13 protein-coding genes are annotated in these 15,155 nt (G+C 66.1%); 6 read left to right on the top strand and 7 right to left on the bottom strand.

The features are described 5' to 3' along the window. Nucleotides 1-133: 133 nt before the first annotated feature. From U5771_RS33930 to U5771_RS33915, 4 genes are read right to left on the bottom strand one after another with little or no spacing between them, the layout of a single operon-like run. Nucleotides 134-2,134, bottom strand: coding sequence for an acetyl/propionyl/methylcrotonyl-CoA carboxylase subunit alpha (locus U5771_RS33930; RefSeq protein WP_322027986.1), 2,001 nt, complete (start codon nucleotides 2,132-2,134; stop codon nucleotides 134-136). A 36-nt stretch (nucleotides 2,135-2,170) separates the two neighbouring features. Then, complete coding sequence (locus tag U5771_RS33925) at nucleotides 2,171-2,956, bottom strand: enoyl-CoA hydratase/isomerase family protein (protein WP_322027985.1); 786 nt, start codon at nucleotides 2,954-2,956, stop codon at nucleotides 2,171-2,173. A 19-nt stretch (nucleotides 2,957-2,975) separates the two neighbouring features. Further along, nucleotides 2,976-4,583 (bottom strand): carboxyl transferase domain-containing protein, encoded by a 1,608-nt coding sequence (locus tag U5771_RS33920; protein ID WP_322027984.1) that lies wholly within the window; start codon nucleotides 4,581-4,583, stop codon nucleotides 2,976-2,978. Between the two features lie 31 nt (nucleotides 4,584-4,614). Continuing rightward, nucleotides 4,615-5,796, bottom strand: coding sequence for an isovaleryl-CoA dehydrogenase (locus U5771_RS33915; RefSeq protein WP_322027983.1), 1,182 nt, complete (start codon nucleotides 5,794-5,796; stop codon nucleotides 4,615-4,617). Nucleotides 5,797-5,967: 171 nt separating this feature from the next. Between U5771_RS33915 and U5771_RS33910 the strand changes: the two genes are divergently transcribed. Then, nucleotides 5,968-6,714, top strand: a complete 747-nt coding sequence (locus U5771_RS33910; RefSeq protein ID WP_322027982.1) for a TetR/AcrR family transcriptional regulator — start codon at nucleotides 5,968-5,970, stop codon at nucleotides 6,712-6,714. A 63-nt stretch (nucleotides 6,715-6,777) separates the two neighbouring features. On the opposite strand, the gene U5771_RS33905 is transcribed toward U5771_RS33910, so the two are convergent. Further along, a complete protein-coding gene (locus tag U5771_RS33905; RefSeq protein WP_322027981.1) occupies nucleotides 6,778-7,266 on the bottom strand; it encodes a MarR family winged helix-turn-helix transcriptional regulator in 489 nt (162 codons plus the stop codon). A 198-nt stretch (nucleotides 7,267-7,464) separates the two neighbouring features. Here U5771_RS33905 and U5771_RS33900 point away from each other — a divergent pair, with 198 nt between their 5' ends. From U5771_RS33900 to U5771_RS33880, 5 genes are all read left to right on the top strand, one after another. Continuing rightward, nucleotides 7,465-8,544 (top strand): aromatic ring-hydroxylating dioxygenase subunit alpha, encoded by a 1,080-nt coding sequence (locus U5771_RS33900; RefSeq protein ID WP_322027980.1) that lies wholly within the window; start codon nucleotides 7,465-7,467, stop codon nucleotides 8,542-8,544. Beyond that, nucleotides 8,541-9,506 carry a PDR/VanB family oxidoreductase gene (locus U5771_RS33895; RefSeq protein WP_322027979.1) on the top strand — a complete coding sequence of 322 codons (966 nt, stop codon included), beginning with the start codon at nucleotides 8,541-8,543 and terminating at the stop codon, nucleotides 9,504-9,506. Before U5771_RS33900 ends, U5771_RS33895 begins: the two co-directional genes overlap by 4 nt. 56 nt (nucleotides 9,507-9,562) lie before the next feature. Then, nucleotides 9,563-10,624 carry a Rieske 2Fe-2S domain-containing protein gene (locus tag U5771_RS33890; protein ID WP_322027978.1) on the top strand — a complete coding sequence of 354 codons (1,062 nt, stop codon included), beginning with the start codon at nucleotides 9,563-9,565 and terminating at the stop codon, nucleotides 10,622-10,624. A 162-nt stretch (nucleotides 10,625-10,786) separates the two neighbouring features. After that, the gene (locus U5771_RS33885) at nucleotides 10,787-12,130 is read left to right on the top strand and encodes an MFS transporter (protein ID WP_322027977.1); all 1,344 of its coding nucleotides are present in this window, start codon (nucleotides 10,787-10,789) and stop codon (nucleotides 12,128-12,130) included. 101 nt (nucleotides 12,131-12,231) lie between these two features. Next, nucleotides 12,232-13,323: a porin gene (locus U5771_RS33880; RefSeq protein ID WP_322027976.1), complete on the top strand. Its 1,092-nt coding sequence runs from the start codon at nucleotides 12,232-12,234 to the stop codon at nucleotides 13,321-13,323. Between the two features lie 322 nt (nucleotides 13,324-13,645). Here U5771_RS33880 and U5771_RS33875 read toward each other — a convergent pair whose 3' ends face one another. Together U5771_RS33875 and U5771_RS33870 are read right to left on the bottom strand one after the other, a co-directional pair. Further along, the gene (locus U5771_RS33875) at nucleotides 13,646-14,200 is read right to left on the bottom strand and encodes a hypothetical protein (protein ID WP_322027975.1); all 555 of its coding nucleotides are present in this window, start codon (nucleotides 14,198-14,200) and stop codon (nucleotides 13,646-13,648) included. A 146-nt stretch (nucleotides 14,201-14,346) separates the two neighbouring features. Next, the coding region (locus U5771_RS33870) for an RHS repeat-associated core domain-containing protein (protein ID WP_322027974.1) at nucleotides 14,347-15,155 on the bottom strand (809 nt) is incomplete at its 5' end.

Raw genomic sequence — 15,155 nt, 5'->3', positions numbered from 1 at the left:
TGCGGACGACCGGTCGGGGCCGTCCGGTCCGCACCGCACGGGATTCGCCATGCGCGCCACCGACGCCGGATGCAACAAGGCCGGCGTCGCGTCGCGAGACGCCACGCCGGCCCGTGCGCGGCGAACACCCCGATCAGCCTTCCGCCATCATCAGCAGCTGCGCGCCATCCGCGACCTGATCGCCGACGCCATACAGCACTTCCGCGACGACGCCCGCGCCCGGCGCGCCGATCGTGTGCTCCATCTTCATCGCTTCCATCACGATCAGCGGCGTGCCGGCCTCGACCTTCTGGCCCGGCTCGACCAGCACCGCGATCACCTTGCCCGGCATCGGCGCGGTCAGGCGGCCGCCGCCATGCTCGGCATCGCCCGCGTGCGCGAGCACGTTGCGCCATTCGAAGGTCTCGGCGACACCCTGCGTGAACACGTGGAAACTGTCTCCGTCCGCATACACGCGGCCGCTGCTGCGCACGCCGTCGAGCGTCACGTCGAAGTCGAGCGGCGTCGCGCCGCGCGTCCACGCGAACGGCTGCGCGGGCGCGTCGCCGGTGGCGATGCGCGTGCCGCCGCCGTCGTCCTCGTAGGTGACCGTGACGTCCGCTTCGCGTTCGGGCGCATGCCAGTCGAGCGTGCGGCGATAGCCGCCGTTCAGCCGCCAGTCCGGCAGCGAACGCCACGGCGACGCACCATCCCGTGCGGCCGCATCGCGTTCGCCCGCGAGCAGTGCCGCGCAGGCCAGCGCGAGCGTCGCGCGCGGCGGCTGTTGCGGTGCGAACAGCGCATCGTGGTTGCGCTCGATCAGGCCCGTGTCGAGATCGGCGGTCGCGAACGGCTCACAGGTGACGATCCGCTGCAGGAACGCGGCGTTCGTGTGCAGGCCCACCACCTCGCACGCCCGCAGCGCGCGCAGCATCCGGCCGAGCGCTTCCGCGCGGTCCGCGCCGTGCACGATCAGCTTCGCGATCATCGGGTCGTAAAACGGCGTGATCGCGTCGCCTTCGCGCACGCCGCTGTCGACGCGCACCGGCGCGCCGATCGAGAACTCGACGCCGTCCGGCAGCCGCAGGTGCTTCAGCGTGCCGGTGGACGGCAGGAAGCCGCGCGCCGGGTTCTCCGCATAGAGACGCGCCTCGATCGCATGACCCTGCACACGCAGCGCGTCCTGCTTCAGCGGCAGCGGCTCGCCCGATGCGACGCGCAGTTGCCACTCGACGAGATCGAGCCCGGTGACCATCTCGGTGACCGGATGCTCGACCTGCAGGCGCGTGTTCATTTCCATGAAGTAGAACGCGTCGCCCGTCATGATGAATTCGACGGTGCCCGCGCCGACGTAGCTCACCGCGCGCGCGGCCGCGACGGCCGCCTCGCCCATCGCGCGACGCACGTCCTCATGCAGGCCCGGCGCCGGCGCTTCCTCGAGCACCTTCTGGTGACGGCGCTGCACCGAGCAGTCGCGGTCGAACAGGTACACCGTGTTGCCGTGCGTGTCGCCGAACACCTGCACCTCGACGTGACGCGGGCGCGTCAGGTATTTCTCGATCAGCACGCGGTCGTTGCCGAAGCTGCTCGCGGCCTCGCGCTGGCACGACGCGAGCGCCGCCGGGAAGTCGTCGGAGCGCTCGACCACGCGCATGCCCTTGCCGCCGCCGCCCGCGCTCGCCTTCAGCAATACCGGGTAGCCGATCTCGTCGGCTTCGCGATGCAGGTTGGCCGGGTCCTGGTCGTCGCCGTGATAGCCGGGCACGAGCGGCACCGCGGCCGCGTGCATCAGCGCCTTCGCGGCGGCCTTCGAGCCCATCGCCGCGATCGCGTCGACCGGCGGCCCGATGAACGCGATGCCGGCCGCTTCGCACGCATGCGCGAAATCCTCGTTCTCCGACAGGAAGCCGTAGCCCGGGTGGATGGCCTGCGCGCCGGTCGCGCGCGCGGCCGCGATGATGCGCTCGATGCGCAGGTAGCTGTCCGCGGCCGCCGAGCCGCCGATATGCACGGCTTCGTCGCACGCGGCGACGTGCTTCGCATTCGCGTCCGCGTCGGAATAGACGGCGACGCTCGCGATCCCGAGACGTTTGCACGTCGCGGCGACGCGGCAGGCGATTTCGCCGCGGTTGGCGATCAGAATCTTGTCGAACATGGCTTCGATGTCGTCCGGAAAGTTAGGGGCACGCCGTCATTCACGCCACGAAGGCGCGCGTTTCTCGAGGAAGGACGCGATCCCTTCGCGCGCTTCCGCGCCGGCGCGGGTCCGCGCGATCCAGTCGGCGGTCTGCTCGATCAGCGCCGCGTCGAGCGGCCGGCCGGCCACGTCGGCCACGAGCCGCTTGCACGCCTGCACCGCGTCGGGACCGTTCGCGACGAGCGTCGCGGCCAGCTTCGCGACCGTTTCGTCGAGCGCCTCGGCCGGCACCGCGTCGTGAATGAAGCCGAGCGACGCGGCGCGCGCGCTGTCGAACACCTCGGCCGTCGTGAAGTAGCGGCGTGCCGCGCGCTCGCCCATCGCGCGCACGACGTACGGCGCGATCGTCGCGGGAATCAGCCCGAGCCGCGCTTCGGACAGGCAGAACTTCACGCCGTCGGCGGCGATCGCGATGTCGGCCGCAGCCACCAGGCCCACGCCGCCCGCATACGCGTCGCCGTGCACGCGCGCGATCACCGGCTTGCCGCAGCGATGGATCGCCTCGAGCATCCGTGCGAGCTTGCGCGCGTCGGCGCGGTTCTCGTCGTCCGAGTAACCGGCCATCTTCTTCATCCAGTTCAGGTCCGCGCCCGCGCAGAACGCCGCGCCTTCCGCGGCGAGCACGATCGCGCGCACGCCGGCGTGCGCGTCGAGCCACTCGAACGCGGTGGTCAGCTCGGCGATCGTCGTCTCGTTGAACGCGTTGCGCACGTCGGGCCGCGCGAGCGTGACGGTCGCCACGCGGCCGGCTTCGCTTACCTTGATCGTTTCGTATCGCATCGGTCAGTCCTCCCGGCCGTTACATGCGGAACACGCCGAAGCGCGTGTCGTCGATCGGCGCGTTCATCGACGCGGCGAGGCCGAGGCCCAGCACGTCGCGCGTCTGCGCGGGGTCGATCACGCCGTCGTCCCACAGCCGCGCGCTCGCATAGTACGGATGCCCCTGGCGCTCGTACTGGTCGCGGATCGGCTGCTTGAATGCGTCTTCGTCCTCGGCCGACCACGTGCCGCCCTTCGCCTCGATGCCGTCGCGGCGCACGGTCGCGAGCACCGACGCGGCCTGCTCGCCGCCCATCACGGAGATCCGCGCGTTCGGCCACATCCACAGGAAGCGCGGCCCGAATGCGCGGCCGCACATCCCGTAGTTGCCGGCGCCGAACGAGCCGCCGATGATCACCGTGAACTTCGGCACCTTCGCGTTCGACACGGCCGTCACCATCTTCGCGCCATGCCGCGCGATGCCTTCGTTCTCGTATTTGCGGCCGACCATGAAGCCGGTGATGTTCTGCAGGAACACGAGCGGAATCTTGCGCTGGCAGCACAGCTCGATGAAGTGCGCGCCCTTCACGGCCGATTCGGAGAACAGGATGCCGTTGTTCGCGACGATCCCGACCGGATGGCCCCAGATGTGCGCGAAGCCCGTGACGAGCGTCGTGCCGAAGCGCGCCTTGAATTCGTCGAACTCGGAATCGTCGACGATGCGCGCGATCACCTCGCGCACGTCGAACGGCTTGCGCGTATCGACCGGAATCACGCCGTACAGGCTCTTCGCGTCGTAGCGCGGCGGCTTCGGCTCGCGCAGCGCGACCGGCGACGCGATCTTCGGCGCCAGGTGATCGACGATGTTGCGCGCGATCGACAGCGCATGCGGGTCGTTCTGCGCGAGATGGTCGACCACACCCGACAGGCGCGTGTGCACGTCGCCGCCGCCGAGGTCCTCGGCGCTCACTTCCTCGCCGGTCGCGGCCTTCACGAGCGGCGGGCCGCCGAGGAAAATCGTGCCCTGGTTCTTCACGATGATCGACTCGTCGCTCATCGCCGGCACATACGCGCCGCCCGCCGTGCACGAGCCCATCACGACCGCGATCTGCGCGATCCCCGCGGCCGACATCGTCGCCTGGTTGAAGAAGATGCGGCCGAAGTGGTCGCGATCGGGAAACACGTCGTCCTGGTTCGGCAGGTTCGCGCCGCCCGAATCGACGAGGTACACGCACGGCAGCCGGTTTTCCGCGGCGATTTCCTGCGCGCGCACGTGCTTCTTCACGGTCATCGGGTAGTAGGTGCCGCCCTTGACCGTCGCGTCGTTGCACACGATCACGCACTCGCGGCCCGCGATCCGGCCGATCCCGGTGATTACGCCCGCGCCCGGCGCGTCGTCGTTGTACATGCCGTTCGCCGCGAGCTGCGACAGCTCGAGGAACGGCGCACCCGGATCGAGCAGTTGCGCGATCCGGTCGCGCGGCAGCAGCTTGCCGCGCGACAGGTGCTTGTCGCGCGCGGCCTGGCCGCCGCCTTGCGCGAGCTGTTCGATCTTCGCGCGCAGATCGGCGACGACCGCCTCCAGCGCCGCGGCGTTCGCGCGGAATTCTTCCGAACGCGGGTTCAGTTTCGATTCGATGATCGGCATCGACGGGGCTCCGTTCGCGTGACGTGGGGCGTTACATCGTTTCCGCGAACAGCTCGCGGCCGATCAGCATCCGGCGGATCTCGCTCGTGCCGGCGCCGATCTCGTACAGCTTCGCATCGCGCCACAGACGGCCCACCGGATATTCGTTGATGTAGCCGTTGCCACCGAGGATCTGGATCGCCTCGCCGGCCATCCACGTGGCCTTCTCCGCCGTGTAGAGGATCACGCCCGCGCAGTCCTTGCGCACCTGGCGAATATGGTCGCTGCCCGCCGAGTCGAGATGGCGGCCGACCGCGTACAGGTACGCGCGGCACGCCTGGAACGTGGTGTACATGTCGGCGACCTTGCCCTGGATCAGCTGGAACTCGCCGATCGACTGGCCGAACTGCTTGCGGTCGTGGATATACGGCACCACCGCGTCGAGACACGCGGCCATGATGCCCGTCGGGCCGCCCGACAGCACCGCACGTTCGTAGTCGAGGCCGCTCATCAGCACCTTCACGCCGCCGTTGAGCTGGCCGAGGATGTTCTCCTCCGGCACTTCGACGTCCTGGAACACCAGCTCGCCCGTGTGCGAGCCGCGCATGCCGAGCTTGTCGAGCTTCTGCGCGACCGAGAAGCCCTTCATCCCCTTCTCGACGATGAACGCGGTGATGCCGCGCGAGTTGGCTTCGACGTCCGTCTTCGCGTAGACGACGAGCGTGTCGCAGTCCGGGCCGTTAGTGATCCACATCTTCGTGCCGTTGAGCACGTAATGGTCGCCGCGCTTGTCCGCGCGCAGCTTCATGCTGACGACGTCGGAGCCGGCGTTCGGCTCGCTCATCGCGAGCGCGCCGATGTGTTCGCCCGACACGAGCTTCGGCAGGTACTTCTGCTTTTGCGCCTCGGTGCCGTTGCGGTGGATCTGGTTCACGCACAGGTTCGAGTGCGCGCCGTACGACAGGCCGATCGACGCCGATGCGCGCGAGATCTCCTCCATCGCGACCATGTGCGCGGTGTAGCCCATGTTCGCGCCGCCGTATTCCTCGGCCACCGTCATGCCGAGCACGCCGAGATCGCCGAACTTCTTCCACAGATCCATCGGAAACTGGTCGGTGCGGTCGACCTCCGCCGCGCGCGGCGTGATTTCCTTCGCCGCGAACGTCGCGACGGCGTCGCGCAGCATCTCGATGTCTTCACCGAGCATGAATTGCACACCGGGCAGGTTGATCATGTCTCCTCCGTCTCCAGAAAGTGGGTCGCACGCGCCGATTTCTGAGTTTCGCTCAAATCGGATCAATGCGTCGATTCATTAAGCCAATACAGCGGAAATTTTGCACAGTTTCGCGCCTCGTCCAGCTTGCCGTCAATAGTTTTTTGAGTGCCACTCAGATATCATTGCAACATGACAGCCGCTACCGCCGACACCATGACCGCCACCGCCAAAGCCGACCGCGCCGAGCCGTCGCGCGCACCCGCCGGGCGCAAGTCCCAGCAGCGCGTGCAGGACATCCTGCGCGCCGGTCGTGAAGTGTTCGCCGAAAAGGGTTACGAGCATGCGACGGCCGCCGAGATCGCGCAGCGCGTCGGCGTGTCGGAGGCGACGGTGTTCAGCTATTTCCGCGGCAAGCGCGAGCTGTGCGCGCGCGTGATCGCCGACTGGTATGACGAAATCATTGCCGCGTTCGAGCTCGGCATGCCGCAGGAAGCGCCGGTGCAGCAGCAGTTCGCGTTCATCGTGCGCACGCACCTGCGGCTGATGCTGGTGAACGGCACCGGGCTGTGCGCGCTGGTGCTGTCGGAGGGGCGTGCGAAGCAGCATGCGCTGAGCGACGAGCTCACCGCGCTGCAGCGCCGCTATACGGCGCCGCTGATGGACGTGCTCGCGCGCGGCCAGGCGGCCGGGCAGGTGCGCAACGACATGCCGCTGAGCCTGCTGCGCTCGATGGTGTTCGGGCCGATCGAGCACGTGCTGTGGGATGCGATCCTCGGGCACCGCAAGCTCGATACGGAAACGACGGCCACGCAGCTGATCGACATGCTGTGGGCCGCCGTGCAGCCGCCCGCGCCGGAACAGGTGGCGCTGGTGCGCTTCAGGAACGAAGTGGCGGAAGCGGTGCGGCGGCTGGAAGGGGACGCGTCACGCCCGTGACGCAGGCAGCGGCGCGCCTGCCGCGTTGCCGCATCGCCGCCTCCGTCACGCGGAATCCAATCGCTACGACTCCTCGCCGACCCGCAGCGGCGCGCGACTCTGCTCGTTGTTCAAATGGACGAACTTGCGCAACAGGCGCATCAGTTCCTGCGAATCGTCCTCGCCCATCCCGTCGAACAGGCCGGCACGCAGCTCCTTCACCGACGGAATCAGGTGCGTGAGCAACGCCACGCCCGCCGGCGTCAGCAGCAGGCGCCGCTGACGCCGCGGCAGCACTTCGCGGACGATCAAGCCTTTCGCCTCGAGCCGGACCGCGAGGTCGGCGGTCGTCGACGTGTCGAGCGCCACCCGCTGCGCGAGCGTCACCTGATCGAGCCCCGGGCTCTCGTAGAGCATTCGCAGGACCGCGTACTGCACCGGCGTCACGTCCCGGCCCAGCTTCTCGTAGAACATCGCGACCGCGATCTGGTGCGCGCGCCGGATCAGGTGCCCGGGTTCGTCGTACAGGTCGAGCGGGAAAACCGGCGCGTCGGCGGGATTCGTTTTTTCCATGAATGAGTCGATGACATAGGCGGCGCACGCCGTTGCGTGCGCCGACGGCATGGCGCTGCCTCGCGCCATTTCCCGGGAAAACCAGTATACCGCTCGCCTTGCTCCAGCCAATCTCAATGAGTACACTGAATCTCATTCAGTACACGGAATGAAGAGCTGCCGCGTACCGGCGGCACCGCCCCGAAGGAGACGAAGAACGTGTTTCTCAAGAACGCTTGGTATGTGGCGTGCACGCCCGATGAAATCGACGGCAAGCCGCTGGGCCGCAAGATCTGCAACGAATCGATGGTGTTCTACCGCGCGGCGGACGGCCAGGTCGCCGCGCTCGAGGATTTCTGCCCGCACCGCGGCGCGCCGCTGTCGCTGGGCTTCGTGCGCGACGGCGTGCTCGTGTGCGGCTATCACGGGCTGGAAATGGGCTGCAACGGCAAGGCAGCCGGCATGCCGGGCCAGCGCGTCGGCGGCTTCCCGCCGATCCGCAGCTTTCCGGTGGTCGAGCGGTACGGATTCGTCTGGGTCTGGCCGGGCGAGGCGTCCGAAGCCGATCCCGCCAGGCTGCCCGCGCTGCAGTGGGCCGACGATCCGGCCTGGGCGCACGGCGGCGGCCTGTATCACATCCGCTGCGACTACCGGCTGATGATCGACAATCTGATGGACCTCACGCACGAGACCTACGTGCATGCGACGAGCATCGGCCAGAAGGAGATCGACGAAGCGCCGCCGAAGACCACCGGCAACGGCGACGAAGTCGTCACGAGCCGCTTCATGGAGAACGTGATGCCGCCGCCGTTCTGGCAGATGGCGCTGCGCGGCAACGGGCTGGCCGACGACGTGCCGGTCGACCGCTGGCAGATCTGCCGCTTCACGCCGCCGAGCCACGTGATGATCGAAGTGGGTGTCGCGCATGCCGGTCACGGCGGCTACGACGCGCCGGCCGAGCTGAAGGCGTCGTCGATCGTGGTCGACTTCATCACGCCCGAGACCGACACGTCGATCTGGTATTTCTGGGGAATGGCGCGCAACTTCCGGCCCGGCGATCGCGCGCTGACCGCCGAGATCCGCGAAGGCCAGGGCAAGATCTTCGCCGAGGATCTCGAGATGCTCGAGCGCCAGCAGCTCAACCTCGAGCAGTGGCCGGACCGCAAGCTGCTCAAGCTCAACATCGACGCCGGCGGCGTGCTGTCGCGCAAGGTGATCGAGCGGCTGCTCGCCGACGAAAACGCGGCGCGCCCGCAGCGGCCCGTGATTCCGGTCGCGCAAGTGAAGGAGGCGTCATGAGCACCGCGACGCTGACGGTCCGCGTGGCCCGCAAGTGGCAGGAGGCGCGCGACATCTGCGGCTTCGAATTCGTCAGCGACGACGGTTCGCCGTTGCCGCGCTTCGATGCCGGCGCCCATATCGACGTGCATCTGCCCGGCGGGCTCGTGCGCCAGTACTCGCTGTGCAACCACCCGGAGCACGGCGATCGCTACCAGATCGCCGTGCTGCGCGATGCAGAGGGCCGCGGCGGGTCGCGCGCGATTCACGACGAAGTCCGGCAAGGCGACGCCGTGCGGATCGGCGTGCCGCGCAATCAGTTCCCGCTCGCCCCCGACGCTCCGCACCACCTGCTGCTCGCGGGCGGGATCGGCGTCACGCCGATTCTCTGCATGGCGGAACGACTGTTCTCGTCCGGCCTGTCGTTCGACATGCACTACTGCGCGCGTTCGACCGATCGCATGGCCTTCGTCGAACGGATCAACACGGCCGGGTTTCATGACCGCGCCCGCTTCCACGTCGACGACGGCGCCCCCGCGCAACGCTTCGACCTGGCCTCGGTGCTCGCCGCGGCGCCCGCCGGCACGCACCTGTACGTATGCGGCCCGCGCGGCTTCATGGACGCGGTACTGAGCGCCGCGCGAGCGCGCGACTGGGCCGAAGCCCGACTGCACTACGAGTTCTTCGGCGGCGCGGTCGAATCGTCTGCGGCCGATCGCGCGTTCCAGGTGCGGATCGCGAGCAGCGGCAAGGTGATCGACGTGCCGGCCGAATGCACGGTCATCGCGGCGCTGGCGGCCAACGGCGTCGACGTGCTGACGTCGTGCGAGCAAGGCGTCTGCGGCACCTGTGTGACGCGCGTGCTCGAAGGCGAGCCCGATCATCGCGATTCGTATCTGACGGAAGCGGAACAAGCGGCCGGCGACCAGTTCATGCCGTGCTGTTCGCGATCCCGAAGCGACTTGCTGGTACTCGATCTGTAGATCTGCAGACGGACCGCCCGGCACGCGGCGGCCAACCCCAATACTGGAGACGATCAATGGAGCAACATGCCCGGCCACCGCTCAATAGTACTAATTTTCCGGTCGACCGATGGTGGGTCGCCGCGCTGTCGTCCGAACTGACGGACAAACCCGTCGCCCGCACGCTGCTCGGCCGTCCGGTCGTCCTGTTCCGGTTGCCGTCCGGGGAAGTCGGCGCGCTGGAGGATCGCTGCTGCCACAAGTCGCTGCCGCTGTCGTGCGGCTCGCTCGAAGCACGCGGCCTGCGCTGCGGCTATCACGGGCTGCTGTTCGACCGCGGCGGCACGTGCGTGGAGATTCCCGGGCAGGACCGGATTCCGGCGAAGGCGTGCGTGTCGTCGTATCCGGTGCAGGAACAGGACGCGATCGTGTGGATCTGGATCGGCGCCGACGCGCACGCCCAGCCGACCTGCGCGCCGCCGCGCTATACGTTCCACACGGATCCGCACTACCGGTTCGGCGGCGGCCGCTACCATTACGACGCGCCGTATCAGCTGATTCACGACAACCTGATGGACCTGAGCCACCTCGGTTATGTCCATCTGAAAACGATCGGCGGCAACGCCATGCTGCACATGGGCGCGGAAACCCGCGTCAGCAGCGACGGCGACACGGTGACGCTGGTCCGCCGGATGCCGGATTCCGACCCGCCGCCGACGTATACGGCCGCATGGCCGTTCGCGGGCCGCGTCGATCGCTGGCAGGAAATCGAATTCCACGTGTCGCACATCCGGATCTGGACCGGCGCGATGGACGCCGGCACCGGCGACCTGCACGACCCGGCACGCGGCGGCTTTCACATGCGCGGCTTCCACGGCATCACGCCCGAGACGGACACCACGACACACTACTTCTGGACTGTCGCGACCAATCCGCAACACGACGTCGAACGTGTCGCTCAAACGGTCATCGAGCAATCCGCCGCGACGTTCGACGAAGACAAGACCGTGATCGAAGCGCAATACCGGAATCAGCTGCGGTTTCCGGACGGCCGCCAGATCGACATTCACGTCGACGCGGGCCCCAATCGCGCGCGGCGCGTGATCGAGCGACTGCTGCCGCAACCCGAACCCGCGTAACCCGCGCGCCGGCGCGCGAACGACGCCTGCCGAACGCGGCGGGCGCTCCCCTGGGTTGTCCGTCAGCCCGCGCCGCCGATTTCGCTTCTGTCTCATTGGCCGCTGCCGGCTTCGCGGCCATCCTTTTTGATTAGTCATACTATTTTATGGAGGATCTTTGACGTGAGCGCAAATATCCGCAATACGATCGACGCATCGCCGATGAGCGCGTTCCAGACGATGGCGGTCACCGCCTGCGTCGTGCTGAACATGCTCGACGGCTTCGACGTGCTGGCCGTCGCGTTTGCCGCGCCGCACCTGGCGGCCGAGTGGAAACTGAGCGGCAAGGAAATCGGCCTGCTGCTGAGCGCCGGGCTGGCCGGCATGGGCATCGGCTCGGTGCTGATCGCCCCGCTGGCCGACCGGCTCGGCCGCCGCCGCATCATCCTGCTCTGCCTCGCCGTGATCTCGAGCGGGATGCTCGCCTGCGCGGCCACGCACGACACGCTGCAACTCGCGGTCGCGCGTGCCTACACGGGGCTCGGCATCGGCGGCATGCTGGCGAGCCTGACCGTCATCAGCGGCGAGTACGCATCGAACAAATGGCGCAGCGCCGCGATCGGCATGCAGTCGACCGGCTACGCGATCGGCGCCACCGCCGGCGGCGTCATTGCGGGTTACCTGCTGTCGACGTGGGGATGGCGCAGCGTGTTCGCATTCGGCGGCATCCTGACCTTGCTGTCGATCCCGATGGTGCTCGCGCTGCTGCCGGAATCGCTCGACTTCCTGCTGGCGCGGCGTCCGGACAACGCACTGCAGAAAATCAACCGCATCCTCGCGAGAATGAAGCGCGCGCCGATCGACGCACTGCCGGCCGCGCCTGCGTCCATCGACACGGCGAGCCCCGCGTCGGGCTGGACCGCCGTGCTGCGCGCCCCGCTCGCACGCCGCACGATCGCGCTGTGGGTCGCGTTCTTTCTCGTGATGGGCAGTTTCTACTTCGTCGTGAGCTGGACGCCGAAGCTGCTGGTCCAGGCCGGACTGTCGGCATCGCAGGGCGTGACCGGCGGCGTGCTGCTCAACCTCGGCGGCATCGCCGGCGCGTCGCTCTTCAGCCTGCTGTCGACCCGCTTCGGCCTGCGCAACCTGCTGGGCGCGACGCTGTTGCTGGGCGGCGCGCTGATGGTCGTGTTCGGCGCGAACACGGGCTCGCTCGGCATCGGGATGATCGTCGCGGTGTTCCTCGGTGCCGTGATCAATGCGTGCGTGGCCGGCATGTATGCGCTGTCGCCGACGCCCTATCCCGCCGAGATCCGCACGACCGGCATCGGCCTCGCGGTCGGCATCGGCCGCCTCGGCGCGATCCTGTCGCCGATGACGGTCGGTGCGCTGCTGGACGACGGCTGGTCCGTGTCCCATCTCTATCTCGCGTTCGTCGTGCCGATGGCCGGCGCGGCGATCGCCGTCGCGGTGGCGGGCGCGCGTGCCGCGGCACCGCACCGGCAACGCGACCCGGCGATGTCGTAACGCGCGACGCCCGCGGTCCTGCCGATACCCGTCGGCATCCCGGTCATGTCCGGGGCATTAAAAAATCGATAAGTAGATCTACATACTGTTTGGAGACAGCCATGAAAACGAAACTGGGCGTCGCACTCGCGACGGCGATGGCGCTGGCCGGGCCGGCCTGCGCGCAAAGCAGCGTCACGCTGTACGGGATCATCGATACCGGCGTGTCCTACTACAACAACGCCGCGCACGGCGGGTCGTTCACCGGGATGCCCACACTGACCGGCGAAGTGCCGTCACGCTGGGGCCTGAAAGGCACGGAGGATCTCGGCGGCGGCTACCAGGCCTTCTTCGTACTCGAAAACGGCTTCCAGCCCGGCACCGGCGCGCTGAACTACGGCGGCCGTCTGTTCGGGCGACAGGCGAACGTGGGCGTCAACAGCCCCTTCGGCGCGCTGACGCTCGGCCGCCAGATGAACATGTCGATGATCGTGCTGACCAATGCCGACGTGATCGGTCCGTCGATTCATTCGATGGCGGATTTCGACTCCTATCTGCCGAACGCGCGCAGCGACAACGCGATCGGCTACAAGGGTACGTTCCACGGCGTGACGCTCGGCGCCACCTACAGCTTCGGCCGCGACGCGGCCGGGCCGGCAGGACCGTCGGCGACGGGCTGCGCCGGACAGGTGCCCGGCGATATCGTCGCGTGCCGCCAGTACACGGCGATGCTCGCCTATGACGCGAGCAATTTCGGGCTGGCCGCGTCGCACGACGTGATGCGCGGCGGCGGCGGCGCGCTCGCGCCGCTGAACAATCCGGCCTACACCGACACGCGCGACATTGTCGCCGGCTACGTGAAGATCGGGCCCGCGAAACTGGGCGCCGGGTGGATCCGCCGCAACCTCGCGGCAGCCGCACACCTGCAGGCCGACATCGTGTTCGCGGGCGGCACGTATTACGCGACGCCCTACCTCGCGCTCGACCTGCAGGGCGTGCGTTACCTGCAACGCCGCGAAAACAGCGAAGGCACGAATGCCACGCTGCTCGTCGGGCGCGCGAACTATTTCCTGTCGAAGCGGACGACCGTCTATACGTCGGTGGGCTACATGTTCAACAGCCAGCTGGCCGCGAACGCGGTCGCGGCCGGCGGGACGGTCGGCACCGGGATGAATCAGCTCGGCGTGATGGCCGGCATCCAGCAGAAGTTCTGATTGCGGGACACAGCTGATCGGTCAATCGGCGAGCCGGTGGGGCGAGCGCTTCAACACGGGCAGTACCGGGGCGTTGATATGGCTTTTGGCCGGCCTCCCGTATTTAGTACGGGACAGTGTAGGGTCCGTTCCGGGGATGGATGACGATGGAAATATGTACGATCACAAAGTTCTGTGGTTCTGCATTAGATCACGACCAGATTGCCATGCGCATCCCACGTGTACTGCTCGAAGTCGTTCGCGTTGCCCATGCCCGGCGCCCCATCCAGCAGATACCCGAAGCGCTATGCCAACACCTTCCCAAATGAGCGACACGTCCAACTCATCCCTTATAAATCGACGGTTTCTCGCCTGCGGCACGCGCTTCCCAATTTCTATTCCACGAATCAACCCGCCAACGATAATAAAAACCAAGCGCCCCCATTCTCATGTTGCCCACATAGTGCCCCCCTAGATGAAGAGCCCTATACTCTTCATCGGTAACAGGAATGTTATTTATCGTTGACTTGCCGTCGAAAACATCTACCCGCGGACCATATCGTCGACGCGGCTCAATTTTTTCTACCCTCCCCTTAGCCAAGCGAATTTCCTGGCCAGAAAAAATCGCATTAATGAAATCCGTGTATCCCATTCCAGCCAACCCCAAAAGTAGAGATGAAAAACTCACAAAAACGACCAATCCAAATGTTTTCATCTTACCCCTACAGTTCACGCGCCCCCGAACAAACCAAAACACAATAACGAAAACCACATCGGCGAAAAAACCAAAACCGGAATTACAATCTCTCGCATCGATGCATTCGACGTTGTCAACAGCATTAGCCCGAACGAACACACAAGATACACGTTCATTATAAAACCAATCAAATAATTCCATTCCCCACCATCAAGCCCCCTCTGTTTACGAAGCTTCCCTATCAAAGCATGCGCCTTTCGGATATCGTCTTGAAAGATGAATCCAGCCATTTCATTCTCATATAAAATTCCGGCAGAAAAATCCGCCAGATAAATCAACTTACCGAATTATTTAAAACCAGATGCGGATGCTGCCTTTCCTATAGCCGACGTAAACATCGAATTAGCAAATCCCGTCGCGGCCCCGGAATAAATATTATTGACTGCGCTCACCATCTTTGCACCGACGCCGCTGACATTGCTTGCCACTGAAATCGCCTTGCCTATCCCCGGTGCCGCAGTGAGTGAGCCAGCCAGAATACTCGCGGCCACCATCTGATTCGTTGATATCGAGCCAGGACTTACAGCTGCCTTTACACCTTCCCCAGCTGCACCGAGCGCGAATAGAGACCCCACTTCCAATTTCATAGTTGTTGATGCAACATTCTGGCCGGTCTTTGTTGCAAGTTGAACACCCGCACTGGCTGCCTTCCCTGCGACAGGGCCTGCCATAGCACCAACAAAAAAATCAACCCCAACATTCTTTGCAAGCGTATATGGATTTTGCTCCCCTGTTACCCAATTTGCGCTGAGCCCTATGCCAGCATTGAGCGCCCCCATAACAATGTTGACGGCCCATTCCCCGTTCGGATCAATATTGTTAATAGGATTATTCCCCACATACGCATACCAATTCAGGTCATCCTTATACCCAATCGGATCCGTCTGCAAGAACCGCCCCAGCGCCGGCGAGTACATCCGCGCCTTGTAGTAATACAAACCCAGCGGCGCCAGATACTGCTGTCCCGTATAACCGAACCGCGACGCCGGCGTCCCGTCCGTCTCCCCGAACGGCCCATACGCCTGACTACTCGTCGTCGCCCCGCTGCTGTTCGCCAGCGCGACCACACTCCCCTGCTGGTTCGCATACATCCAGT

The sequence above is a fragment of the Burkholderia sp. BCC1977 genome (assembly GCF_905339595.1).
Classification (GTDB): domain Bacteria; phylum Pseudomonadota; class Gammaproteobacteria; order Burkholderiales; family Burkholderiaceae; genus Burkholderia.
Note: the sequence above shows the minus strand (reverse complement) of the source record. Positions and strands in the feature narration are given on the sequence as shown.

Excerpts from the sequence above, each read along its gene's own strand:
- U5771_RS33930 (WP_322027986.1), bottom strand. The coding sequence starts at position 2,134 with ATGTTCGACAAGATTCTGATCGCCAACCGCGGCGAAATCGCCTGCCGC.
- U5771_RS33925 (WP_322027985.1), bottom strand. The coding sequence starts at position 2,956 with ATGCGATACGAAACGATCAAGGTAAGCGAAGCCGGCCGCGTGGCGACC.
- U5771_RS33920 (WP_322027984.1), bottom strand. The coding sequence starts at position 4,583 with ATGCCGATCATCGAATCGAAACTGAACCCGCGTTCGGAAGAATTCCGC.
- U5771_RS33915 (WP_322027983.1), bottom strand. The coding sequence starts at position 5,796 with ATGATCAACCTGCCCGGTGTGCAATTCATGCTCGGTGAAGACATCGAG.
- U5771_RS33910 (WP_322027982.1), top strand. The coding sequence starts at position 5,968 with ATGACAGCCGCTACCGCCGACACCATGACCGCCACCGCCAAAGCCGAC.
- U5771_RS33905 (WP_322027981.1), bottom strand. The coding sequence starts at position 7,266 with ATGGAAAAAACGAATCCCGCCGACGCGCCGGTTTTCCCGCTCGACCTG.
- U5771_RS33895 (WP_322027979.1), top strand. The coding sequence starts at position 8,541 with ATGAGCACCGCGACGCTGACGGTCCGCGTGGCCCGCAAGTGGCAGGAG.
- U5771_RS33890 (WP_322027978.1), top strand. The coding sequence starts at position 9,563 with ATGGAGCAACATGCCCGGCCACCGCTCAATAGTACTAATTTTCCGGTC.
- U5771_RS33880 (WP_322027976.1), top strand. The coding sequence starts at position 12,232 with ATGAAAACGAAACTGGGCGTCGCACTCGCGACGGCGATGGCGCTGGCC.
- U5771_RS33875 (WP_322027975.1), bottom strand. The coding sequence starts at position 14,200 with ATGGAATTATTTGATTGGTTTTATAATGAACGTGTATCTTGTGTGTTC.